23 protein-coding genes are annotated in these 23,114 nt (G+C 66.2%); 11 read left to right on the top strand and 12 right to left on the bottom strand.

Annotated features, from left to right (window positions below; translation table 11 throughout):
• Positions 1 to 47: 47 nt before the first annotated feature.
• From GIW81_RS13660 to GIW81_RS13650, 3 genes are all read right to left on the bottom strand, one after another.
• Positions 48 to 431 carry a DoxX family protein gene (locus GIW81_RS13660; RefSeq protein ID WP_154739933.1) on the bottom strand — a complete coding sequence of 128 codons (384 nt, stop codon included), beginning with the start codon at positions 429 to 431 and terminating at the stop codon, positions 48 to 50.
• A gap of 51 nt (positions 432 to 482) precedes the next feature.
• Positions 483 to 1,466 carry an energy transducer TonB family protein gene (locus GIW81_RS13655; protein WP_154739932.1) on the bottom strand — a complete coding sequence of 328 codons (984 nt, stop codon included), beginning with the start codon at positions 1,464 to 1,466 and terminating at the stop codon, positions 483 to 485.
• 243 nt (positions 1,467 to 1,709) lie between these two features.
• On the bottom strand, positions 1,710 to 3,692 hold the full coding sequence (locus GIW81_RS13650; RefSeq protein WP_195930571.1) for an OmpA family protein: 1,983 nt from the start codon (positions 3,690 to 3,692) through the stop codon (positions 1,710 to 1,712).
• A gap of 199 nt (positions 3,693 to 3,891) precedes the next feature.
• Between GIW81_RS13650 and GIW81_RS13645 the strand changes: the two genes are divergently transcribed.
• A complete protein-coding gene (locus GIW81_RS13645; protein WP_154739930.1) occupies positions 3,892 to 4,257 on the top strand; it encodes a hypothetical protein in 366 nt (121 codons plus the stop codon).
• A 62-nt stretch (positions 4,258 to 4,319) separates the two neighbouring features.
• On the opposite strand, the gene GIW81_RS13640 is transcribed toward GIW81_RS13645, so the two are convergent.
• Entirely contained in the window at positions 4,320 to 4,523 is a 204-nt protein-coding gene (locus GIW81_RS13640; RefSeq protein ID WP_154739929.1) for a hypothetical protein, read from the bottom strand.
• A 98-nt stretch (positions 4,524 to 4,621) separates the two neighbouring features.
• Positions 4,622 to 6,100 carry a catalase gene (locus GIW81_RS13635; RefSeq protein WP_154739928.1) on the bottom strand — a complete coding sequence of 493 codons (1,479 nt, stop codon included), beginning with the start codon at positions 6,098 to 6,100 and terminating at the stop codon, positions 4,622 to 4,624.
• Between the two features lie 201 nt (positions 6,101 to 6,301).
• Here GIW81_RS13635 and GIW81_RS13630 point away from each other — a divergent pair, with 201 nt between their 5' ends.
• The 4 genes from GIW81_RS13630 (at position 6,302) to GIW81_RS13615 (ending at position 9,391) form a co-directional block, all read left to right on the top strand.
• Positions 6,302 to 6,532 carry a hypothetical protein gene (locus tag GIW81_RS13630; RefSeq protein ID WP_154739927.1) on the top strand — a complete coding sequence of 77 codons (231 nt, stop codon included), beginning with the start codon at positions 6,302 to 6,304 and terminating at the stop codon, positions 6,530 to 6,532.
• A gap of 105 nt (positions 6,533 to 6,637) precedes the next feature.
• Positions 6,638 to 7,903 (top strand): oxalate decarboxylase family bicupin, encoded by a 1,266-nt coding sequence (locus tag GIW81_RS13625; RefSeq protein WP_154739926.1) that lies wholly within the window; start codon positions 6,638 to 6,640, stop codon positions 7,901 to 7,903.
• Positions 7,904 to 8,007: 104 nt separating this feature from the next.
• A complete protein-coding gene (gene rnd, locus GIW81_RS13620; RefSeq protein WP_324615106.1) occupies positions 8,008 to 9,177 on the top strand; it encodes a ribonuclease D in 1,170 nt (389 codons plus the stop codon).
• 13 nt (positions 9,178 to 9,190) lie between these two features.
• The gene (locus GIW81_RS13615) at positions 9,191 to 9,391 is read left to right on the top strand and encodes a hypothetical protein (RefSeq protein ID WP_154739924.1); all 201 of its coding nucleotides are present in this window, start codon (positions 9,191 to 9,193) and stop codon (positions 9,389 to 9,391) included.
• Between the two features lie 12 nt (positions 9,392 to 9,403).
• Here the strand turns inward: GIW81_RS13615 and GIW81_RS13610 are convergent, their stop codons facing one another.
• The 5 genes from GIW81_RS13610 to GIW81_RS13590 all read right to left on the bottom strand — a co-directional run bounded on the left by GIW81_RS13610 (position 9,404) and on the right by GIW81_RS13590 (position 16,118).
• Entirely contained in the window at positions 9,404 to 10,291 is an 888-nt protein-coding gene (locus GIW81_RS13610; RefSeq protein WP_154739923.1) for a DnaJ C-terminal domain-containing protein, read from the bottom strand.
• Positions 10,292 to 10,426: 135 nt separating this feature from the next.
• Entirely contained in the window at positions 10,427 to 11,965 is a 1,539-nt protein-coding gene (locus tag GIW81_RS13605; protein ID WP_229309297.1) for a Ppx/GppA phosphatase family protein, read from the bottom strand.
• Positions 11,966 to 11,986: 21 nt separating this feature from the next.
• Positions 11,987 to 14,179, bottom strand: a complete 2,193-nt coding sequence (locus tag GIW81_RS13600; RefSeq protein ID WP_154739922.1) for an RNA degradosome polyphosphate kinase — start codon at positions 14,177 to 14,179, stop codon at positions 11,987 to 11,989.
• A 97-nt stretch (positions 14,180 to 14,276) separates the two neighbouring features.
• Positions 14,277 to 14,963 (bottom strand): P-loop NTPase family protein, encoded by a 687-nt coding sequence (locus tag GIW81_RS13595; RefSeq protein WP_154739921.1) that lies wholly within the window; start codon positions 14,961 to 14,963, stop codon positions 14,277 to 14,279.
• 21 nt (positions 14,964 to 14,984) lie between these two features.
• Positions 14,985 to 16,118, bottom strand: a complete 1,134-nt coding sequence (locus GIW81_RS13590) for an AI-2E family transporter (RefSeq protein ID WP_154739920.1) — start codon at positions 16,116 to 16,118, stop codon at positions 14,985 to 14,987.
• A 306-nt stretch (positions 16,119 to 16,424) separates the two neighbouring features.
• Between GIW81_RS13590 and GIW81_RS13585 the strand changes: the two genes are divergently transcribed.
• Genes GIW81_RS13585 through GIW81_RS13575 form a run of 3 tightly spaced genes read left to right on the top strand, consistent with a single transcriptional unit; the run spans position 16,425 to position 17,441 of the window.
• Positions 16,425 to 16,766: an ArsR/SmtB family transcription factor gene (locus GIW81_RS13585; protein WP_154739919.1), complete on the top strand. Its 342-nt coding sequence runs from the start codon at positions 16,425 to 16,427 to the stop codon at positions 16,764 to 16,766.
• The gene (locus GIW81_RS13580; protein ID WP_154739918.1) at positions 16,763 to 17,182 is read left to right on the top strand and encodes an SRPBCC family protein; all 420 of its coding nucleotides are present in this window, start codon (positions 16,763 to 16,765) and stop codon (positions 17,180 to 17,182) included. The genes GIW81_RS13585 and GIW81_RS13580 overlap by 4 nt, the downstream gene beginning before the upstream one ends.
• 46 nt (positions 17,183 to 17,228) lie before the next feature.
• Positions 17,229 to 17,441 carry a hypothetical protein gene (locus GIW81_RS13575; protein ID WP_154739917.1) on the top strand — a complete coding sequence of 71 codons (213 nt, stop codon included), beginning with the start codon at positions 17,229 to 17,231 and terminating at the stop codon, positions 17,439 to 17,441.
• A gap of 17 nt (positions 17,442 to 17,458) precedes the next feature.
• Here GIW81_RS13575 and GIW81_RS13570 read toward each other — a convergent pair whose 3' ends face one another.
• The gene (locus tag GIW81_RS13570) at positions 17,459 to 18,013 is read right to left on the bottom strand and encodes a CDP-alcohol phosphatidyltransferase family protein (protein WP_154740760.1); all 555 of its coding nucleotides are present in this window, start codon (positions 18,011 to 18,013) and stop codon (positions 17,459 to 17,461) included.
• Positions 18,014 to 18,109: 96 nt separating this feature from the next.
• The gene (locus GIW81_RS13565; RefSeq protein ID WP_324615035.1) at positions 18,110 to 19,234 is read right to left on the bottom strand and encodes a DUF2066 domain-containing protein; all 1,125 of its coding nucleotides are present in this window, start codon (positions 19,232 to 19,234) and stop codon (positions 18,110 to 18,112) included.
• A gap of 130 nt (positions 19,235 to 19,364) precedes the next feature.
• Between GIW81_RS13565 and purM the strand changes: the two genes are divergently transcribed.
• The 3 genes from purM (at position 19,365) to GIW81_RS13550 (ending at position 23,011) form a co-directional block, all read left to right on the top strand.
• On the top strand, positions 19,365 to 20,489 hold the full coding sequence (gene purM / locus GIW81_RS13560; RefSeq protein ID WP_154739915.1) for a phosphoribosylformylglycinamidine cyclo-ligase: 1,125 nt from the start codon (positions 19,365 to 19,367) through the stop codon (positions 20,487 to 20,489).
• Positions 20,490 to 20,844: 355 nt separating this feature from the next.
• The gene (locus GIW81_RS13555) at positions 20,845 to 21,540 is read left to right on the top strand and encodes a serine integrase family protein (protein WP_154739914.1); all 696 of its coding nucleotides are present in this window, start codon (positions 20,845 to 20,847) and stop codon (positions 21,538 to 21,540) included.
• 193 nt (positions 21,541 to 21,733) lie between these two features.
• Complete coding sequence (locus tag GIW81_RS13550; RefSeq protein WP_154739913.1) at positions 21,734 to 23,011, top strand: porin; 1,278 nt, start codon at positions 21,734 to 21,736, stop codon at positions 23,009 to 23,011.
• Positions 23,012 to 23,114 lie beyond the last annotated feature (103 nt).

Raw genomic sequence — 23,114 nt, 5'->3', positions numbered from 1 at the left:
TTACGGCCCTTATGCGAGCATCGGCCGGTTGCGCGCACGCTAGGACCTCACAGCACTTGGGCGATGACGACGAGCAGACCGCCAATGATGGCAACGTTGGAGGCGAAGACGCCCTGCAGCAGGTCACGCGTTTCCCCCGGCGGCAGATCCCAGAAATTCACCATGACCAGGCTGGCGGCGAGCGTGAAGACAACGAGCCCGATCGCCGCGGGCACGACGGCGATGCCGAGCATTAGGCAGGCGCCGCACGCGACCTGGAAGACGCTCGCGGCATAGAGCGACTGACGCGGCATGGGCACGCCTCGGGCGGTAAGCACGGGGACGATCTTCTCCGCCGCGGGGCCGAAGTGATTCAACCCGCCGTAGACGTAGAGCGCGCCGATGAACAGCTGCCCCACGGTGACGAGCGCAGTGGTGAGATTGAAGTCCATGCGTTGCCCCTGGTTTCGTTGCGCGCAGCCGGACCGCGCCCGCGCGGCCCGTCAGCGATAGATGTAGGTGACCGTGAACGTGCGGTCGACGAGCGTCGCGTTCTTCGGCGGGAACGGAAAGGCGGTCTGCCGTGCCGCGAACACCACGTTGAAGTCGAGGTCGGAATCGCCGCCGCTGTTGAGAAGTTTCACGTCGGCGCGGCTGCCGTTCTCGTTGAGCACGATGCGGACCGTCACGCGTCCGCGCGCCCGCTCGCGCGGCATGGTCCGCTGCAAGGCGCGAATGACGTTGCGCGCGAACTCATCGTTCTCCCCCGATCGGGTGATGCCGGGCGGACGCTGTACGGCCGACTGGCCGCCGGCTTCCGGGGCGCCACCGCCATCGTCGTAGGGCACCGAGAGATCGAGCGCCGAGGTCTGCGTACGCTTCTTCGACGGCTGCTTCGCCTGCTCCTGCTTCTTTGCCGGCTGCTTGGCTTCCGGTTGCTTGGTCTCCGCCGGCTTCACCTCCGGCGGCTTCTCCGCTTCCTTCGGTGTCTCGGGAATCTCCGCCGGCGCCGCGTCCTCGAGCGCCGGGATGGCCTCGGCGCTGAGCTTCGGTGCCTCCTTCTCGGCGGGCGGGGCCTCGGGCGGAGGCGGCTGCGCGGCTTCGGGCTGCGGCTGTTGCGGCTGCGGCTCGGGCTGCGGCTGCACTTCCGGCTGCGGCGGGGGAGGCGGAGGTCCCGGCTTCTCTGCCTGGAGGGCGGCGGTCTGCTCCGCGCCCGGCGGCGCGGCCGCAGGCGATGGCGGCTCCATGCTGTCTTTCAGCGTCGCGCCGTCGACGATCTCAACCGCAATGGCGTCCGCCGCTCCCTCGGGCGTGCCGAGCGTGCGCTGGTGGGCGCTGCCGATGCCGACGATGAACGCAGCGTGCACGAAGAAGGCCGCGCACAGCCCACCCCAGAATACCCGGTCGCGCCGCTGACGCAGCGCAGCCAGGTGCTCTGCCGTCTGCGACGCACCGGGCCCCTGCAGCACGATCTCGTCAGCGTGCATTTCGCGCGCCAGCCCTGAATTGCCCATCCTGTATGGCCACCCGCGATGGTGTGGCCCCCGAGGGGGGCAGTTGTCCATGCGATCTGGGCATTTTCAACAACGAGCACGTCGCACTTGGCAGCTAAAGTGCGGGCAGGGCCCGAAAAAACGAAAGGGCCCCCGATTTTGGGGGCCCTTCGTGAGGCTCGGCGGCGATCGGCGGTGGCAACCTTCGGGGCCGAGTGGCTTAGCGGTCGGGGGCGCTCAGGGGCTGAGGCCGGCGACGGCGGGAACGTAGGTCGGATCGAGGAGCTCGGCCAAGTCCCACATCACCTTGCGGGCGGCGGCATCCATCGCCGGGTCCTTGATCAGGAACTCGACTCGGCGGCCGTGAGCCGGATCGATGTTCTTGCTGTACGGGAGCACCGGGGCAAGAGCGCCGCGGCCAATGGTGGCGAGGCGGTTCGGGGACACACCGGCAGTAATCAGGTAGTCGGCAACCGCCTGGGCGCGAGCCTGCGCCATGCTGCGGTTGATGAACGCCGAGCTGCGGCCGTCGGAGTAGCCGTGAACCTCGATGCGCATGCCGGGGCAGGTCGCTGCCAGGTGGGCGAGGCGATCGAGCTCGGGGCGCATCGCGGCGTCGATGTCGAGGCTGTTGGAGAAATGCAGCGGGCCGAACGGCGTGCCGGTGGCGCGGCAGGACTCGGCGGAGATGTCTTGGCGCAGCTCGAACTCCGGCAGCGGACGTGCCTCGGGGAGCGTCGGGCGCGGCAGAACGCCGAGGGCACCCGTCTCGAGCGGCGCGATCACGTCGCCATAAGCGGAGAAGCTCGAATTGCTGTCCGTGTTGTTGCTGCCCGTTGCGGTGTTGGCCTGCTGGCGGTTCAGGGCGCGGGCAGCGGCAACGGCGGCGATCGAGCGATCGATCTCGGCGTTGCGGGCCGCCGCAAACTCGCGGATCCGCTCGGCTGCGCAGCGCGGGCTCGCCGGAACGCGGATGCAGTGCGAGGTCAGAGCGGCGTACTGGATGGCGCTCAGCGCGGGCGCCCGGTCAGCCTGCTCCACGTTGCAGTTGTACGGCTTGCAGGTGGCCCCCGTGTCGATCGAGTTGTTTGCCGGGGAGTATCCCCGGTTGCGCTCGACGGCGGCGATCGAAGCGTTGATCTCGGCGTTGCGGGCGGCGGCGAACTCGCGGATCCGCTCGGCTTCGCAACGCGGGCTCTGCGGGGCGCGGACACAGTGCGAGGTCAGCGCCGCATACTCGGCAGCGCTCAATGCAGCGGGCGTGTCCACCGAGGCGGTCGTGATGGAGTTGTTTGCCTGCAGGCGGGCGCGGGCACCGGCGACGGCGGCGATCGAATGGTCGATCTCGGCGTTGCGAGCGATGTGGAACTCGCGATTGAGCTGCTCGGCGCAGCGCGGGCTCGTGTCCGACGCCGTCTTGCAGTGGGTCAGGGCGAGTTGCAGCTCGCGATTGCGCTCGGCTTCGCAGCGCGGGCTCGCTTCATTCGTCGCGCAATGCGACGTGTTGTAAGCGATCGTCTGCGCGCGATTGCGGTCAACCGCGGCGATCGAGGCGTTGATCTCGCCATTGCGCGCCGCGGCAAAGGCGCGCTCGCGCTCGGCCTTCACGCGCGCGGCGGATGCGATGGCGATGGCGTTCTGAGCGGCGGCGAACTCGCGATCACGCTGGGCGAGGCAACGCGGGCGCTGATCGTCGGCCGACTTGCAGGGCGACAGGCTCAAGGCCAGCTGGCGATTGCGCTCGATCTCGACGCGGATCACCGAGGCGGTCGCGAGGGCGTTCTGCCGGGAGGCGAAGCGGATCTGCTTCTGGGCCTCGACCGCGGCAAGGGAAGCCTCGATGAGCTTGTTCTGCTCGATCTCGAGCTGGCTCTGGCGCATCGCCTTGATGCGGGCGATGTAGCCGGCCATCTCGGCATTGCGCGCGGCTTCGGCGGTGCGGACCCTGTTGACCCGCTGGATCGACGCGTCGGCGAGCTGGTTCTGCTGGGCGGCGAAGCGCTGCGCCTTTTCGGCCATGCAGCGCGGCGTGCGCGACCAGCGCGACTTGCAGTGCGTCAGGCTGAGCGCGAGCTCGCGCGCCCGGCTCGCTTCGACGCGGGCGACGGAGGCGGTGGCGAGCGCGTTCTGGCTGCGCTCGAACTCGATCTGCTGAATGAGGCAGTTCACGCTGTCCGGCTGGGCATAGCAGAAGCTGTAATCGCCGGCGGCGGCCGGCATCGCTATTGATGAGAGTAATAAGGGGAGCAGGGGAGCCATACGCATGACGGGGTCCTCGGAGCTGAAGGGGCGCGGAGCGCTAAGACGCGCTTGAAAGACCCATACAAATTGCGACTAATCTGCTTAAAATTCAGTGCCGTGCAGCGCTAAGTTCACGCCAACTCGTGACACAAAACGAGACGCGCGCGCGAGTTTTTCAGTGCACGGGCGAACGTGTGACGGCAACCCTGGAACGTATGACGGCAACTTGGCTTCGGCGCCGCTGACGAACGACCTCAAGGACAAAGTGAAGGAGAGTCTCGAGACCCGCAGCTTCACGCAGCTCAAGGACAAGCTGAAAGACCGCGCCGGCGGCATCAACAAGGCGATGTCCGGCGCCAAGGAAGCGCTGAAATCCAAGCTAAAGGACCGGTCCGGCGACGGCCTGCTGAGCAAGGCGGCAGCGGGCTTCAAGGAGAAGGTCAAGTACAAGCTGTCCGGCGGTGGTGGCGGCGGCCTCGGCTCCAAGATGCTAGGCGCAGCCAAGGCCGGCGGCGGGTTGCTGCGGCGCCTCGCCGGACGCTAACCACCGAGAGCGAAGAAGGGCCGCGCAACACACGCCGCGCGGCCCTTTACGTTTCAATCAGGTTACGGCTTGCGATACAGCACGTGGTAGCGCGGCAGCCGCGCGTTGGCGACAGACTGCCCCGGGACCTCGAAGATAGTGATGATGCGGCTCGCATCGACGCCGTGGGCGGCAAGTGCGGCGTTGAGCGCATCGAGCCGCGCCTCGGTGAAGAACTCGCCGACCGTCTCGGCGGCGGTGATGGGTTTCGGCGTCTGTATCGTCATGTGTACTCGCTTTCTAATTAGGTCTGTCGCTGTGCCCGTCATTCCGGCACCTTGTTGCCGGGTGCCGGTGCAAGCGATGACAATTGCTGTGCCGCCCGCTATTCCGCGGCTTCGGAGCGCGCGAGGTCGGCGGCGCCGAGGCCGGCGCGCTTGGCGATACCCGCGCCGTACGCCGGATCGGCCTTGGCGAAATGGCCGATCTGGCGGATGACGATCTCCACCGGCACGCCGGCCATCGCCTCGACGATGTTGTCCATCAGCCGCCCTTGCTGCTCGGGCGTCATCAGCCGGAACAGGTCGCCCGGCTGCTTGTAGTCGTCGTTGCCGTCGCGATGGTTGTAGCGGTCGGCCGCGCCGGAGATCGCCAACGGCGGCTCCTTGAAACGCTTGTCCTCGGTGGCGCCGCCGAACGAGTTCGGCTCGTAGTAGGCGTCGAGGCTGCCGGTCTGCTGGCCGAAGAAGCGCATCGCGCCGTCCTTGTTGTAGTGGTGCACCGGGCACTTCGGCGCGTTCACCGGCAGGTGCTCGTAGTGCGTGCCGAGCCGATAGCGATGCGCATCCGCATAGGAGAAGATGCGCGCCTGCAGCATTTTGTCGGGCGAGAAGCCGATGCCGGGGACGACGTTCTTCGGCGCGAACGCCGCCTGCTCGATCTCGTTGAAGTAGTTTTCCGGATTGCGGTTGAGCTCCATCACGCCGACCTCGATCAACGGATAGTCGGCGTGCGGCCACACCTTCGTCAGGTCGAACGGGTTGTACCAGTGCTTGCCCACGTCGGCCTCGGGCATCGCCTGCACGTACATCGTCCACTTGGGGAAGTCGCCCTGCTCGATCGCACCGAACAAGTCCGCCTGGTAGGACTCGCGGTTCTTGCCGACGATCTCCTCGGCCTCGCGGTTGGTGTGGATCTTGATGCCCTGCTGCGTCCGGAAGTGGAATTTTACCCAGTGGCGCTCGCCCGCCGCGTTGACGAAGGAATAGGTATGCGAGCCGAAGCCGTGCATGAAGCGCGGCGACTGCGGGATGCCGCGGTCCGACATCAGGATCGTCACCTGGTGCAGGCTCTCCGGCGACAGCGACCAGAAATCCCACATCGCCGTGGGCGAGCGCATGTTGGTCTTCGGGTGGCGCTTCTGCGTGTGGATGAAGTCGGGGAACTTGTAGGGGTCGCGCACGAAGAACACCGGCGTGTTGTTGCCGACGAGATCCCAGTTGCCCTCGCCCGTGTAGAACTTCAGTGCGAAGCCGCGCACGTCGCGCTCGTGGTCCGCGGCGCCCATCTCGCCGGCGACGGTGGAGAAGCGGGCGAGCATCTCGGTCTTCTTGCCGACGGCGGCGAAGATGTCGGCCGAGGTGTACGAGGTGATGTCCTTGGTGACCGTGAACGTGCCGAAGGCGCCCCAGCCCTTGGCGTGCACGGTGCGCTCGGGGATGCGCTCGCGGTTCTGGTGGGCGAGCTTCTCGACAAGCTGGTAGTCCTGGATGAGCAGTGGCCCGAGTGGACCGGCGGTCATCGAATTCTGGTTGTCGGCGATCGGGGCGCCGGCCGTGGTGGTGAGGGTTTTCTTGTCGGTCATCGGGGATGGCTCCGGAGTGGCTACGTGCAAGCCAGAAGGAGCCGCCTCGAACCCCACGAGTAAAATGATCTTTCCTGCTGCAACCCATAAGGCGAATTGATTTGAAGGGGTTGCACTCGCGGCAAATCGGGCGCCTTTAGAGTTTCAAGCAGATGCTGAGCCGAAGTGCCGCGGGCCATTACCCGCTAGGAGCAGACCTTCATGACGACCGCAAAGGCCTTCGGCTGGGTGGTGCAGGTGACGCCGCGCGGGCCCAGTCCGGCGCTAAAGTTCAACGTCGCCGAGCCCGATAAGTCGCAGGCCGTCGAGGCCGTCAGGCGGCGGGTCCACCAGGCATCCGGTGCCGCCGTAGAGGCCACCAGCGCTCTTACAAGCCATGACGTGTACGGGGTGCTGCGCCTCAAGCGCGGCGACGTCAGCCGCGCCGACTGACCCAACCATACGCATAATCCATCGTCTTTACCGTCCGTTACCCACGTTTGTGGCTCTCTGGTGCGAACATCGCGGGGCGCCTCCCGCGCAGGGAGCCGCACCGACATGACCGCTGCCCGCAAACCCAGCAAGCGCGCGTCAAAGACGCGACCGACGATCCTGGCGAAGGCAGTCCGCGAGCCGACCCGCAAGTCGGCGCCCGTTTTCAAAGTGCCCGTCGCCAACGATAAGTTGCAGCCGCCGCGCCAGCCGACGCGGCCGCGCCGCGGCGGCACGGACCCGGGCCCGCGCAACGTCACGCTCGATCGGCAGAACCCCGACCTCTTCATTCCGCCGAAGACCGACGCCGGTATCCTGCCCAACCTGCGCTTCTCGTTCGCCGACGCGCACATGCGCCTAGAGCGCGGCGGTTGGACGCGCGAGATCACGGTGCGTGAGCTGCCGATCTCGACCAACATGGCGGGCGTCGACATGCGGCTCAACGCCGGCGCCATCCGCGAGATGCATTGGCACAAGGAAGCCGAGTGGGCGTACATGCTCTACGGTCGCGCGCGCATCACCATCACCGATGCGCAGGGCCGCATGTTCATCAACGACCTCGGCGTCGGCGACCTGTGGTACTTCCCGCCGGGCCTGCCGCATTCGATCCAGGGGCTCGGCCCCGACGGCTGCGAGTTCCTGCTCGTGTTCGACGACGGCACGTTCAGCGAGGACAACACGTTCCTCCTCTCCGACTGGGTGAAGCACACGCCACCGGAAGTGATGGCCAAGAACTTCGGCGTGCCGGCGAAGTCCTTCGCGCGCGTGCCCGACCCTGACCAGCTCTACATCTTCGCCGGCAAGGTGCCGCCGCCCTTGAAGCGCGACCGCGTCAAGGGCGCGATCCCGACGCCCCTCGCCTACACGCACAAGATGATGGCGCAGAAGCCGATCAAGACGAAGAGCGGCGCGGTACGCATCACCGATTCATCCAACTTCCCCGTCGCCACGGCGATCGCCGCGGCGCTGGTTGAGGTGGAGCCCGGCGGCATGCGCGAGATGCACTGGCATCCAAACACCGACGAGTGGCAGTACTACATCGAGGGCGAGGCGCGCATGGGCGTGTTCGGCTCGACGGGGAACGCGCGCACCTTCGATTTCCGCGCCGGCGACGTCGGCTACGTCCCCTTCGCCATGGGGCACTACGTGGAGAACACCGGCTCCTGCCCGCTGCGCTTCCTGGAGATGTTCAAGAGCGCCCACTATGCGGACGTGTCGCTCAACCAGTGGCTGGCCTTGACGCCGCCGGAGCTGGTCGAAGCGAGCCTCAACATCGACGCCAAGACCGTAAAGGCGCTGCGCAAGACGAAGGCCCCGGTGGTGCCCGTCTAAGGCCCTGGGGCGCCGGAAAAAGGGGTCCGGCGGCGGCTAAGCCGGGTGGCTTCACGCCCCCGCGACAAACCGGGTGCGATGCGCTATACCGCGCCGACATGCGTATCGTCAGCACCTCCGAAGACCTCACCCAAGCCGTCCGGCGTCTCTCGACCAGCGACTTCGTCGCCGTCGACACCGAGTTCCTGCGCGAATCGACCTTCTGGCCCCAGCTCTGCCTGGTCCAAATCGCCTCGCCGGACGAGGCGATGATCATCGACCCTCTGGCGACGGGCCTCGACCTCGCGCCGTTCTGGCAGCTGATGGCCGACGAGGCGGTGGTGAAGGTTTTCCACGCCGCCCGCCAGGACATCGAGATCGTCTACGCGCGCGCCGGGCTGGTGCCCAAGCCGGTGTTCGACACGCAGGTGGCGGCGATGGTGTGCGGCTTCGGCGAGAGCGTCTCCTACGTCAACCTCGTCAAGAACGTGACGGGTGCCGACCTCGACAAGTCCTCGCGCTTCACCGACTGGAGCCGCCGGCCCCTGTCCGACAAGCAGCTCGAGTACGCGCTCGGCGACGTGACCCACCTGCGCGACGTCTACCGCCACCTCAAGGGCGACATCGACAAGGCCGGCCGCGCCGACTGGCTCAACGAAGAGATGGGCATTCTGACGGACCCGAAGACCTACGAGTCCCACCCGGAAGAAGCGTGGCAGCGGCTGAAGCTCAGGGTGAAGAATCGCAAGGCGCTGGCCGTGCTGATGGAGCTGGCCGCCTGGCGCGAGCGGCTGGCGCAATCGCAGGACGTGCCGCGCTCGCGCATCCTGCGCGACGAGGCCCTGTACGACATCGCCAACCAGGCGCCGACGTCGGCCGAGCAGTTGAGCCACCTGCGCACGCTGAGCGAAGGGTTCTCGCGCTCGGCACGGGCGCGCGACATCATCGAGGCAGTGAACCGTGGCCTCGGGCGCGACATGAAGACCGTGCCGGCGGTGTCGCGCGGAGCGCAGCTCTCCGCCGAGTCGACGGCGCTGATGGAATTGCTCCGCGTGCTCTTGAAGGCGTCGGCCGCGCGCAACCGCGTGGCGCCGAAGCTGATCGCCAGCTCCGAGGATCTGGAGCGCATCGCGGTCGAAGGGGAGCCGGACATTCCGGCGCTGAAGGGCTGGCGGCGGCGCCTGTTCGGCGAGGACGCGCTGCGCTTGAAGCGCGGCGAGATCGCGCTGACGCTCGCCGGGAGCGAGGTGGTCGCGATCGCCACCGAGAAGCCCGGCCGCGAAGCCGCGCAGTAGGTAGCGTGAACCGATGACCAAGGCCCCTCCGCCGCGCGTGCCATTGGCGCAGCTCGCCTACCTGCTGGTGTTCGGCATATTCGTCTTCGTCTACTTGGCGAGGGTGCTCGGCGGAGCCGCGACAGCGCTCGACTGGATTACCCTGGGCATCGCCGCGTTCCTGCTGATCATCACGGCATATCGCGTGCTTATCTCCGGCAAACCCGACGCGTGAGCTGAACGCGCTCTACTTGCGGCCGGGATCGTAGCCGTTCTTCTGCCGCCACTCGGAGAAGAAGTAGGCGAGCGTGTCGTCGATCGTCTCGGGCAACACGATCTTGACGGTCACGAGCTGATCGCCCGCCTCCGTGCGCCCGGCGCTCTTTACACCCTTCCCCTTCAGGCGGAACACGCGGCCCGAGCTCGTACCCTTCGGCACGGTGAGCTGCACGCGTCCTGAGATGGTCGGCACCTCGACCTTGGCGCCGAGCACCGCCTCGTCGATGGTGATCGGCACCTCGACGAGGATGTCGTCGTCCTCGCGCTTGAACAGCGGATGCGGGCGCACACGAATCTCGACCAGCGCATCGCCCGCCTCAGCGCCGCTGGCCCCGCGCTGCCCTTTGCCCTTGAGGCGCAGCACCTGGCCGTCGGTGACGCCGGCCGGCACGTTGAGGTCGAGCGTGCCGCCGCCCGGCAGCGTCACGCGCTTGGTGGCGCCGGCCGCCGACTCGAGGAAATCAACCTCGAGCGTATAGCGGACGTCATGGCCCTTGGAGACGGAGCGCGCGCCGGCGCGCTGCCCAGCGCCGCTGAAAATGTCGGAGAAGATGTCGCCGAACCCGAACTCATCGAAGCCGCCGCCGGCCGCTGCACCGGCGCGGGCCCCGCGGTATTGGCGGAAGCCGGCATGGCGCGGATCGCCGCGGCCGTCGATCTCGCCGCGATCGTAGGCGCGGCGCTTTTCCGCGTCGCCCAAGATCTCGTAGGCCGAGGAGACCTTCTTGAAGCGTTCCTCGTTGCCCTTGGAAATGTCGGGGTGCAGCTCCTTGGCGAGCTTGCGGAAGGCGCGGCGAATGTCCTCGTCCGAGGCGTTCTTTGCTACGCCCAGGGTGGCATAAGGATCATCGGCCATCGCGGAAACGTCCTGTCCCCAAATCCAGCCCCCCGGCTGGCAGCATTAGTCTACCAGGAAATATGGCGGCGGCAGGCCGTCGGCAATGGTTGCGCACGGTCGAAAACGGTTTTGTTTTGGCCTTCCGCTGGATGGTCAGCGGCCGATGCGAATTTCCGGCGCCTTTTCCACCAGCTGCGCCAAGGTGTCGAAGCGGCGGCGCAGGCGCTCGCCGTCGAGCTGGGCGTAGGCCTTGGGGATGGTGAGGACCAGCTTGTCGCCGTCATACGAGAGCGGCGCCTCGTCGATGACGCCCGGGACGCCGACCGACAGCATGTGCGCGGTGCGGACGGCGGCGGCGACGATGCGGGCGCGCTTCTGCGCGCGCTTGGTCGAGATGGCCTTGAGGCGCTCGGAGAGCTCGGCCGCATGCTCCTGGCTCGCCCCGGCGTGGCGATAGAAGATCGCCAGCGCCATGAACACGCGGCCCTGGTGGTCGATGCCGGAAAGGCCGGCGTGGGCGAGCAGGTTGAGGCTTTGCTCGCCGCGGTAGTCGGGGTGCTCGCGCCAGCCGATATCCGAGATGAGACAGGCGGCGTAGCGGAGGCGGCGCTCTTCCGGCATCTCCTTCGGTCCCGGCGGCTCGAACAGCGCGTCGGTCCACTTGCACAGCTCCCAGGCGTGCTCGACCGAGCGCGAGCGCAGCCCCGCGTACTCGGCGCAGAACGACAGGAGCGGGTCCTTGCGCCGCTCGTGCGCCGGCAGCAGCGAGTAAATCAGTCCCTCGCGGATGCCGAACACCGAGAAAATCACCTCGCTCGGGTTGAGCGTCTTCAAGAGGCGCTCGAGCACGAAGGCACCGTAGGGCAGCACCTCACGGCGGGCTCTCGCCAGCTCCTCGAAGCCGGCGAGACCGGAGAGCTTCTTGGTCTTGCGCAGAAACTCGCAGAAGACGACGGCCTCGAGCGTTGGAATAGAATACCCGTGCGTGACGTGCAGCGGATAGTTCGTCTGCTCCATGTGCAGGCGCGCGATCGCCCGCCAGCTCCCGCCCACGGCAAAGAACGGCCGCCCGGCGCCCTGGCTCAGCCACGGTACCTGCGCGATCGCCTCGTCGATCAGCGGCTGCGCCTTCTCGATCTTGTTGCCGGTGGCATCGATAAGGCGCAAGCCGCCGACGGGTAGTGTCGAAGCCTGCTTCAGCCGGTCGGAGGCGATGTCGATCAGTTCCAGGCTGCCGCCGCCCAAGTCGCCGGCGACGCCGTCGGGCTCGACGAAGCCCATCATGATGCCATGGGCGACGAGCCGCGCTTCCTTCTCGCCCGACAGCACCTCGATGCGCATTCCGAGCGCCTTCTCGGCGCGGGCGATGAAGTCGGCGCCGTCGTCGGCCTCGCGCACCGCGGCGGTGGCGAAGGCGCGGACGTTCTTCACCTCGAGAAGGCGGGTTATGGAGCGGAAGCGGGTGAGCGCGGCGAGCGCGCGGTCGACCGGCTCGGTGCCGAGCTTGCCGGTCGAGGCGATATCGCGCCCTAGCCCGCACAGCACCTTTTCGTTGAACACCGGCGTCGGCGCCCGCACCGCGCCCTCGTAGACGACGAGGCGCACCGAATTCGAGCCGATATCGATGACGCCGATGGGTTCGAGCTCATGAACCCGGCTCTGCTCGCCGAACAACCGTTCCAAGCTCGTCAAATGCAGCCTCTGATCTTAGCGTCAGTCTTTGGCGAGCAGGCTGAAGCGGGGCGGGAAGTTCTCCTTGAGCGCCTGTCCTCGACCCGAGAGGCTCGGGTTGGTGAGGAAATACTGATGCGCGTTGAAGGCTTCCTCTCCCTTAGCCGGATGAATGCGCTCCGACGATCCATCCGACTTGATACTCCAGCTCTGCTGGTTGTCCTTGAGATTGGCGACCATGATCTGATCGAGCACCTGCTCGTGCACGGTCGGGTTCATGACCGGCACCATGGCCTCCACGCGACGATCGAGATTGCGCGGCATCATATCGGCCGAGCTGATGTAGACGGCCGCCTTCGGGGAAGGCAACCCCTGGCCGCGGCCGAAACAGTAAATGCGCGCGTGCTCGAGGAAGCGGCCGATGATGCTCTTGACGCGAATGTTCTCCGAAAGCCCGGGGATTCCCGGCTTAAGGCAGCATACGCCGCGCACGACAAGATCGATTTCAACGCCGGCCTGGCTCGCGTCATAAAGTGTGGAGATGATCTGGCCGTCGACGAGCGCGTTCATCTTCATCCAGATTTGCGCGGGACGGCCGGCCTTGGCGTGCTCGATCTCCTCGCGGATGTGGGCGATGATTCGCTGGCGGATGCCGTGCGGGCTCGCCGCCATCGCTTCGAGCTCCGCCGGCTCGCCGTAGCCGGTGACGAAGTTCAAGATGCGCGTCACGTCGCGGGCGACCGCCGGATCGGTGGTGAACAGCGAGAGGTCCGTATAAACGCGCGCCGTCTGCGGATGGTAGTTGCCGGTGCCGATGTGGCAGTAGCTCGTCAGCTCCGTGCCTTCGCGGCGCACGATAATGCCGAGCTTGGCGTGCGTCTTTAATTCGATGAATCCATAGACGACGTGCACGCCGGCGTTTTCCAGATCGCGGGCCCAGCGGATGTTGGCGGCCTCGTCGAAGCGCGCCTTCAATTCGACGACGGCAGTGACCGACTTGCCGGCCTCCACCGCCTCCTTCAGCGCCTGCACGATCGGGCTGTCGCGCGAGGTGCGATAGAGCGTCCACTTGATGGCCATGACGTTCGGGTCGGCGACCGCCTGGCGGAGGAACTGCACGACGACGTCGAACGATTCGTACGGGTGGTGGACGATGAGGTCCTTCTTGCGGATCGCCGCGAAGCAGTCGCCGTTGAATTCGCGGATACGCTCCGGGAAGCGGCTGGAGAACGGCTTGAAGAGGAGGTCCGGGCGGTCGGAGACGATGAGCTGCGCGGTGTCGGCGAGCGCCAAGAGACCGTCCTTGATGAACACGGCGTCCTCGCCGACCTCAAGCTCCTCGACGACGAACTTCTTCAGCCGGTTCGGCATCGCCGCTTCGAGCTCGAGACGGATCACGTGGCCGCGGCGGCGGCGCTTCAGCGCCGACTCGTACGAGCGCACCAGGTCCTCGGCCTCTTCCTGGATCTCGATATCACTGTCGCGCAGCACCCGGAACGCGCCCTGGCTCTTGATCGTGAACCCGGGAAACAGCTCGGAGATGAACAGGCCGATCATCGTCTCGACCTTGATGAAGCGCAGATCCTTGTGCTCGACGTCCATGCCGCCGAGACGGATGAAGCGCTCGAGCTGCCCGGGAATGGGGATCAGCCCGTTCATCGCTTTGCTGTCGCGCTCGTGCAGCATCTCGACGGCAAGGGTGAGGCCCCGGTTGAGAATGAAGGGGAAGGGATGCGCCGGATCGACCGCGATAGGCGTCAGGATCGGAAACATGTGCGTGAGGAACAGGCGCTGCAGCCAGCTCTTCTCGGCGGGCTTCAGATCGCCCGGCTCGAGAATGTGGATTCCGGACTGCGCCATCTCCGCCTTGATGGTGCGCCAGCAGGCCTGCTTGTCGGCGACGAGGCTCGCGGCGAAGCGGTTGATGGTGCGCAGCTGCTGCGCCGGGTTGAGGCCGTCCTGCGAGAGCGTCTGCACGCCGGCGGCGATCTGGCCGTAGATGCCGGCGACGCGCACCATGTAGAACTCGTCGAGGTTCGATGCCGAGATCGACAGGAAGCGCAGCCGTTCGAGCAGCGGGTGGCGCTCGTTCTGCGCCTCCTCGAGGACGCGGCGATTGAACTGCAGCCACGACAACTCGCGATTGTAGTAGCGCTCCGGACCGTCGGGCGGCGGTTCGGCCAGTTCCTTACGTACGATTGCCTTATCGCGCACTTTATTCCTCGCGCTCGCCATTTTGGATAATCCTTGGCCCCATCGCCCGCGGGTTCGGGCGGAGGGCACGCTAAGTCACAAATATGACATGCTCGCCGGCCGCGGCGGCAAAAACTAGTTATTCACGGGTCTCGCCGAGGCTGGCAAGCGCCTCTGCGGCCAGCGGTCGCGTCACTTTGCGGTGCTTGGCGAGCGCCAGCCCGTCGACGGCCGCGACGATACGGTTCGCCGCCGCCATGGACCGCTCCATTCGCAAGCTCAGGTAGTCGATCACCGGCGGTTCGACATTCAATTGGCGATCGGAAAAGAGCTTCACAAGCACTGCCTTGAGGAGGACCTCGTCGGGCGGTTGCACCTCCACCAGCGGCAGGGCCCGCAGGCGCGAGCGCAGGTCGGGGACGCGGAACTCCTGCTCGCCGGGCGGGATGCGCGAGGTGATGAGCACCGCAAGCTTGCTCTCGCGGGCGCGGTTCAACAGGTGAAACAGTGCCTTCTCGTCGGCGATGCCGCGGTCGAGGTCCTCGACGACCAGCGCGCCCCCATCGGGCAGGGCGGCGACGGCCGCGTCATCGAGGGCGCCAGCCGAGATGACGTCGGCTGCCGAGCGCAGGCGCCACACGTTGGCGAGGTGGCTCTTGCCCGAGCCCTGCGGTCCGGCGACCAGCGACGCCGGATGCGGCCAATGCGGCCAGCGGTCGATCATCTCGACGGCGGCCTCGTTTGAACGGCTGACGAGGAAATCCTCCGCCCCCAGCGCTTGCCGGTGAGCGAGATCGAAGACGAGTTGGCGTGGTGCAGCGGTCATGCCGAGGGTGATCGCGAATGATTACGGCGAAACTGAATTCTGCGACGCCGGTAGCGACGCCGGCGCTGTGGGCAGAACCGGCGCCGGTGCCGCAGACTCGATGCCGCTATAGAGCGGGCTCGCGAGATAGATGTTGAGCGCGAAGCGCACGAGCACGCCAATCGCCGCGGCGATTGGCACGGCAACGAGCACGCCGACGAAGCCGAACAGGTAGCTGAACACGAACAGCGAGAAGATCAGCCACACGGGGTGCAGGCCGATCTTTGAGCCGACGATGTTGGGGCTGAGGAAGCCGGCATCCAGCACCTGGGCGCCGGCGAAAATGCCGATCACGGTGAGGATCGGCACGGCCTCGGGCCAGAATTGGACGATGGCGATGATGGTCGCGGTGATCAAGCCCAGCGCCCAGCCGACGAAGGGCACGAAGCTCATGAGGCCGGTCGCGAGCCCGACGAGCAGGCCGTAGCGCAGCCCCATGGCGCCCAGCGCGAGCGCGTAATAGATGGCGAGGATGAAGCAGACGGTGCCTTGGCCGCGAATGAAGGCGGAGACCGCATCGTTCACTTCCGCGGCGAGGCGGCGGATGGTCGACGCATGCGCGCGCGGCAGCCAGCTGTCAATCTTGGCCAGCATCGGATGCCAATCGATCAGCACGTAGAAAACGACGAGCGGCGCGACCAGCAGCAGCGACAGGAAATCGAAGAGCGCCCGTCCCTGGCTCCAGAGGGAGCCGGCGACGAACCCGGCGAGGTTCGCCATGTTGTCGGTCAGCGTCTGCGAGGTGCGGTCGAGACCGGCCTCGAAATCGGGGTAATGCGTGCCGAGCTGGTCACGCGCCCACGCCTCGACGAGTGCCCGCAGGCGCGAGATCTCGTCCGGCAGGGCGACAGCGAACTGCTGCGCCTGGGTGAGCAGCAGCGGCACGAGGAAGATGAGGGCGGCCGTGATCAGCGCACCGAAGGCGGCAACGATCACCGCGGAGGCGACGCCGCGCGGCAATCCCCATTGCGTCAGCCGGTCGGCGGCGGGGTTGAGGAAGTAGGCGATGACGATGCCGGCGACGAACGGCAGGATCACGCCGCGCAGGAGCGCCACGAGAAGTATGAGCATGAGCGCGGCTGCCAGCCAGAACAGCACCTGACGTTCCACGCGCATGGATTTGAGCCCCCTCGGCCCATCGGTCGGCCCGCGCAACGGACGTTAGCGGCGCGCATCCGGCGATTCATATCCGGACTATGTAGCAGCCAACTGCGCAAATAGGCAGCCAGCGATGCGACGGTGCTGTCGTCGACGCCGCGCGAAACCGCCGACCGATGGGCGATGCCGACGACGCAGGTTAGTTGCGTCTGTTTGGTGACGCCAACCTGCAGCGCGTCCCGCATGGCGTTGCCTACGACGAGAGGCTGATTCTGCCCGCTTGACTGACGCATAACTCCGCGGTTATACGTCAATCAATAACCAATGGGTTATCGATTGGAAAAGCCAAATCCCCACGACGTGCTCTTCAGAACGCTCTCCGATCCGACTCGGCGGGCCATCTTCGAGCGGTTGTGCCGCGACGGTGAGCAGACCGTCGGGGCCCTGACGGCCCGGGCCGGCGTCTCGCAGCCCGCTGTCTCAAAGCATCTCGGCGTTCTGAAGCAGGCCGGGCTGGTGCGCGACCGCCACGAAGGTCGCCAGACCCATTACAGCGCGCAGCTCAGTGCCTTGGCCCCGCTGATCGACTGGACAAGCCAGATGGCCGGGTTCTGGGAGAGCCGGTTCGACGACCTCGAAGACCTGCTGAAGAGAATGGACCAATGAGCGAAACCCGCACCGTCGTCGTCGAACGTGAGATCCCTCATCCGCCGGAAAAGATCTGGCGCGCGCCCACGCAACCGCACCTGATCGCGGAGTGGCTCATGCAGAACGACTTCAAGGCGGCCGTAGGCCACCGCTTCAATCTTCGCGGCAACTGGGGCGGCGTATTGGACTGCGAGGTCCTCGCCGTCGAGCCGAACAGGACGCTCTCCTACACGTGGAATTTTGCGCACGACGACGCGGCCTTCAATCTGCAGAGCGTCGTGGCCTTTACGCTCACCCCGACGCCCACGAGGACGCATCTGCGGATGGAGCAGTCGGGCTTCCGGCCGGAGCAGAAGCAGGCGTTCGGCGGCGCCAAGGCGGGGTGGCAGCAGTTCTTTGCAAACCTGGAGCAGGTGCTGGCGCGGACGGACTGACGTCTGCCGCGTTGTGCTTCGGCTCGTCTTCAGAGAGGAGGTCACATTGAATTGGAGTACGTGGATTCGGCAATTTCACCGCTGGCTGTCCATCGCCTTTACGGTGACGGTCATTGCCAACTTCTTCGCCATGAGCCTGGGAGAGCCGCCCGCATGGGTGGTCTATTCACCGCTGCTCCCGCTGTTCCTGCTGCTGTTCACCGGCCTGTACATGTTCGTGCTGCCGTATGCGAAGCGGCACAGCGCACGAGGCGGATAGCCAAGCGCATGGGCACGTCAGCCGCGTGCATCCGGCGATTCATTGCCCGACATATGCCGCAGCCAGCTGAGCAAATAGGCAGCCAGCGACGCGAAGGTCAAAATGCCGGTCAGCCAGACCAGGACGAAGCGCGGCCAGCCGAGCCCGAGACCGAAGCCCTCGTCGGCGAGCACGGTGCCGGCGAGGACGATCTGCGCCACGGTGTTGGCCTTGGAGACGATGAGCGGGCGGATGCGCACGGGGTTGCCCAGCACCCACGACAGCATCACCGCCGCGACAATGAGGATATCGCGCGAGACGACAGCGACGACCAGCCAGAGCGGCAGCTTGCCGTCAACGCCGAGCGCCAGAAAGATGCTGACCAGCAAGAGCTTGTCGGCGAGCGGATCGAGGTAGGCGCCAAGCTCGGTCTGCCAGCCGAACGTCTTGGCGAGGTAGCCGTCGACCGCGTCGGAGATGCCGGCGACGATGAACAAGATGAAGGCGAGCTCGGTTTGGCCGGTGATCAGCAGCCAGAACACGACCGGCACGAGGATCACCCGCAGCAGGGTGATCAGGTTGGGTAGGTTCAACGCCCGGTCCACTTGCAATCCACCCGCTGTGGCGAGCGCCAATCGCGCCTGCGCCTTGTTGTATCGCCGCTTGTCGCCGCTGCGGTTTCTTGGGGCCTAGTTGGCCGAACGAAGAATGAGCCGGTCGGTCCCATTCTCAAGTGCCAGACCGCGCCCGTAAAGGGCCGAGGCGAGCTCGCGCGCGCCGCCGGGGTAGCGGAGGGTCAGATCGGCGCCGCGGGCCGATTCCGTCTCGATACGGACGTCCTCGACGCCCGGCAGGTCGAGGAGCTGGCGGCGCATCTCGCTCCATTCGGCGAGGCTTTGGTACTGCGCCCGCATCGCGACCGCGGTGCCGCCACCGGAATTGGCCGAGGAGTAAGCGGGGGAATAGGACGACGCGGCGAGCGGCGGCGCCTTCTGCGCCTTCCAGCGGCCCTCGAGTACGCCGAGGCCGACGACGGCGGCGAGCTCCATCGAATAGGCGGTGTCGCCGTCGTAGACGCGATAGCTGCGCTTGAGCGACAACCCGCCGACGCCGTCGATGCCGTAGAGCGTCACATTGAGGCGCTTGGCCGCCGGGTCGGGTTCGGCGATGGCGAGGACGACATAGGGCGAGCCGTACTCAGCGGCGAGAGTGCGCTCCGCTCCGCCGCCCCCTTCGGCCGCCTGCTTCAACGTGTCGGCGTTGATCGCACCTTTGACAGCCTGGAGGCTGAACGGGGCGAGCGTGTGCTCCTGGTCGAGGCTCTTCCAGGCGGAATTCCAGGCGCGCGATGCAGCACCGGCCTCGATCGAGCCGTCGGGATTGCGCACGACGGGAACGACGACGATCTCGCGCGCCTGGTCCTCGATGAAGGGTATGCCTTCCTGCTGCAGGACGGAGCGCACGCTGTCGGCGCGGAAGGAGAAGTCGAGACTGGCGATATAGCGGGTCGACGAGTTGCGCTCCGAGCGGACCGAGACGCCTTCGAGGAAGCCCGAGGCCTTGAGCGCCGATAGCCGCTTCAGGCGGTCGTAGTCGGTGACGGGCACCAGCCGCTTCAGGAGCGAGCGGAATGCGGATTGCTGGCCATCGGCAAGCGCCTGCTTCTTGGCGTCGACGGCGTTGGCGGCCTGGGCATCGACCGGATAGTTGCCAACGGTGAACACGTCGTCATTGGCCGCCAGGGCGGGGCCAACGGGGCCGAACACGGCGGCGGCCAGAATGGCGTGGAAAAAATTGGGTCGAACCGGCCGCACGCCATATCCCTTTCTGGGTTGCGCTCTTGCCATGAGGCCAGAATCGCCGCGATTTGCGCTTCGCCTGCCGAAGCTGCTAGGACGCCGCATCTTTCGAGGGCAACGGGGCAAAATTGGGTTCCAAGGTCACATGACAGAGCCTGATCGGGAACGCAACCCGGCCATCACCTACCGCGACGCCGGCGTCGATATCGACGCGGGGAACCGGCTGGTCGAGCTCATTAAGCCTCTGGCGCGGGCCACTCGCCGGCCGGGGGCCGACACCGATCTCGGCGGCTTCGGCGGGCTGTTCGACCTCAAAGGCGCGGGTTTCCGCGATCCGATCCTCGTTTCCGCCACCGACGGCGTCGGCACCAAGCTCAAGATCGCCATAGACACCGGCCGGCACGCCACTATCGGCATCGACCTCGTCGCCATGTGCGTGAACGACCTGGTGGTGCAGGGCGCGGAGCCACTGTTTTTCCTAGACTATTTCGCCTGCGGAAAACTCGACGTGGAGATCGCCCGGGCGGTCGTCGCCGGCATCGCCGACGGCTGCCGCGAGGCGGGCTGCGCGCTGATCGGCGGGGAGACGGCCGAGATGCCCGGCATGTACCAGCCAGGCGATTACGACCTCGCCGGCTTTGCCGTCGGCGCCGTGGAGCGCGGCGAGATCCTGCCGCGCGGCGACATCGTCGTCGGCGACGTGCTGATCGGCCTGGCGTCCTCGGGCGTGCACTCGAACGGCTATTCCCTGGTGCGCCGCCTCGTCAAAGAGAGCGGGCTTTCCTGGGAGGCACCGGCACCGTTCGAGCCCGGCCAGAGCGTGGCCCAGGCGCTGCTTGCCCCGACGCGCATTTATGTGAAACCGCTGCTGGCGGCGATCGAGGCGGTAGGCGGAACCGAAGGCGCCGTGAAGGCGCTGGCGCACATCACGGGCGGCGGTCTCTCGGAGAACGTGCCGCGCGTGCTGCCGGAAACCGTCGCAGCGCGCATCGATCTCACCTCCTTCTCGGCGCTGCCGGTGTTCGGCTGGCTGGCGCAGACTGGACGGCTCCCCGATGCGGAGATGCTGAAGACATTCAACTGCGGCATCGGCATGGTCATGGTCGTGGCCAAGTCGGAGGCCCAGTCCGTCGTGCGGACGCTGCAGGAAGCGGGCGAAGCGCCCTTCCTCATCGGCGAGATCGTACCGCCCGGCGGCGAGCGGTCGGAGGCCAAGGGCCGCGGCAACGCCTGGGCGGTCCAGTACACGGGCGCCTTGCGCTTCGGCTGATCACTTGGCACTCGCCCCCGTGTTGCCGTGGCATTCCGGGGACACCCCGCGGAATTCGCCGGGCCGTCATGCGCACGCCGCGGCGGCGCGCCACTGCGGGTGAGCAACCCCCACAATTCCACGATGCCGCCACGCGCTGTGACGGTGTGTGACGTCCGCGGACGAACCTTACCGATCGGTAAGGCGCCGGAAAGGTCGCGGCCAACTTGGCGAGGCAGTGTTGCCGTTGCTCATCGTGCGTCGCTGGGGAGACAGTCATGCGTTGAAGGCCGTACGCGAACGCAGCGGCCGATCTGCCCAGACAGAATTCGCATAGGGATTCAATTCCTGATCGGAAACTAAATCAGCGGTTTCTATGCTCAAGAAAGTAGGTACCGATCTACAGCCTGCTATGGCGTTTTTGCGTCGCGGCTACGGCGTCGCCCAGCGCAGCGCTATCAGCGCTTTTGCGGTGGCCTCTGGTTTTGAAATAGTCTCAGAATTAAGTATGGCTTTGGACGCCGCTTCCGAAACGTCTTCTCCCGTATTGACGCTCGCCAATATAACTTCGCTTTTTGTCCGCATTGATTTGGACCATGTGCGCGCCGTCATCGTCAGCACGGCGACCCTTTTCTCCGAACAATCGATCGATCGAATCATCGGTTACGAGCGGCTGCGCGAGCGCGGCGTCGAGCTGATCGCCGCCGACGCCCCTGACGCCTTCGCGCAGGAATCTGATGCCCACCGAGACGTGCTACAAGTACTTGCAACAACTGCACAATTTGACGCCGCCGCAGCTTCCGCGGCGACCCGTTCGGTGAGCGTTGCGCGCCGCGCCCGCACCGGCAAGCCGCACCGCAAGACCTACGCCGAGCTGCACCCCGAAGCGACGCTGATGGCGAAGCGGCTTTATCAGTCGAGCAAAGCGAGCGGCGAAAGAATTACGCTGCGCGGAATAAGCGCGCAGCTCGCCGAAAGCGGATATGTGGATCAGCATGATTCTGCGTTTCATCCGGAAGTGATCCGCCGCATGCTCAATGGAAATTGGCCGCGTAATCGCAAGCCGGAATAGACGAACCCGCCACAGCGTTTTTGATATAAACTGTCATAATCGCTTTTAGCGTTTACGCCATTTCCCTCCCAGCTTAGATCGAGATCAGCGAAGCGCGCCGAGTGTTCTGGGGCGCTGCGTGGCGCGGTCGCGTAATCGCAGTTGCGGCGACCGAGTCCGAGTTGAGGCGTAAGTGTAAGCGTAGGAGTTGCGTATGCGTGGGGGAGTAACGAAGGCAGGATGGCTATCCATCCTCGCCGTAGGCGGATTGGCGCTCGGTAGCGCAGCCGCGCAGGCCGCCGATCTCGGCGGCGACTGCTGCGGGGATCTGGAAGAGCGGATTTCCGAGCTGGAGGCGACGACCGCCCGCAAGGGCAACCGCAAAGTCAGCCTGACGATCTCGGGCTGGGTCAATGAGGCCGCGTTCTTCTGGGACGACGGCACCGAGCAGAACGTCTACGTCGGCACGAACAGCCTGGAGCAGTCGCGCTTCAAGTTCGCCGGTGAAGCCACCATCGCCGATGGTTGGTCGGCCGGCTACACCGTCGAGGTTGGCATCGTTGGCAACTCGTCGGGCGCTTGGACCCAGGATAGCGACAAGACCGGCTCCAACACTTTCACCCTCCGCAAGAGCAACTGGTGGGTGAAGAGCAAGACCTACGGCAAGCTGACGGTCGGCCTCGAGGGCAGCTCGACTTATCACCTGCTCGACGATGCCGACGGGGCCAACACGCGCAACTACTCCGACGCGGAAGCGGCCGGCGTGGCAATGGGCGGCTTCTTCGTCCGCAACTCGGCCGGCGCTCTGACGGGTTTGAGCTGGGGCGACGTGATGCGCGGCTTCAACAACAAGACGCCGGGCCAAGATGGCCGCCGCAACATCGTGCGCTACGACTCGCCGGAGTTCGCCGGCTTCGTTGCCTCGGCCTCGTGGGGTGAGGATGACCTTTGGGACACCTCGCTGACGTACAAGGGCGAGTTCAACGGCATCAAGCTGCTCGGCAAGGTCGGCTACGGCGAGAGCACCGATCCTGTGGCGAGCAATTGCGGCGGTTCCCCGGTCAACTTCAAGTGCACCTGGTGGGGCGCTGCCGGCACGGCGATGCATACCCCGACCGGCCTCTACCTCTATGCCGGTTATGGCGAGCAGAAAATCGACTCGCTGCCCGGTGTCGCCGACGACACCAGCACGACGTGGTTCCTGCAGCCGGGTATCGAGCGCAAGTGGCACGACATCGGCAAGACCACGATCTTCGCCGAGTACCGCAAGGACGACCCAGGCGCGAACGTCTCGACCGCCAATGTCCTGACCACGCGCGGCGCCGACCTCACGTTCTGGGCCGGTGGCGTCGTGCAGAACATCGAGGCCGCCGCGATGGACCTCTATGTCATCTACCGCCACGCCGAGGGCGACTACACCAACACGGCGGGCGCCAAGGTCGAGATCGACGACTTCGACATGGTGATCAGCGGCGCGCGCATCCAGTTCTGATCCGCACTGGAGTTCCGCGACAACCGGAAGAGCCGCCCGCCAGGGCGGCTCTTTTTCGTGGGACGACGGCAAATTGGGCGGACGGCGAGCGGGAAGGCCGACG

The sequence above is a fragment of the Hyphomicrobium album genome (assembly GCF_009708035.1).
GTDB lineage: Bacteria > Pseudomonadota > Alphaproteobacteria > Rhizobiales > Hyphomicrobiaceae > Hyphomicrobium_A > Hyphomicrobium_A album.
The sequence above is the reverse complement of the archived record's forward strand: the minus strand, read 5'-3'. Positions and strand labels throughout refer to the sequence as shown.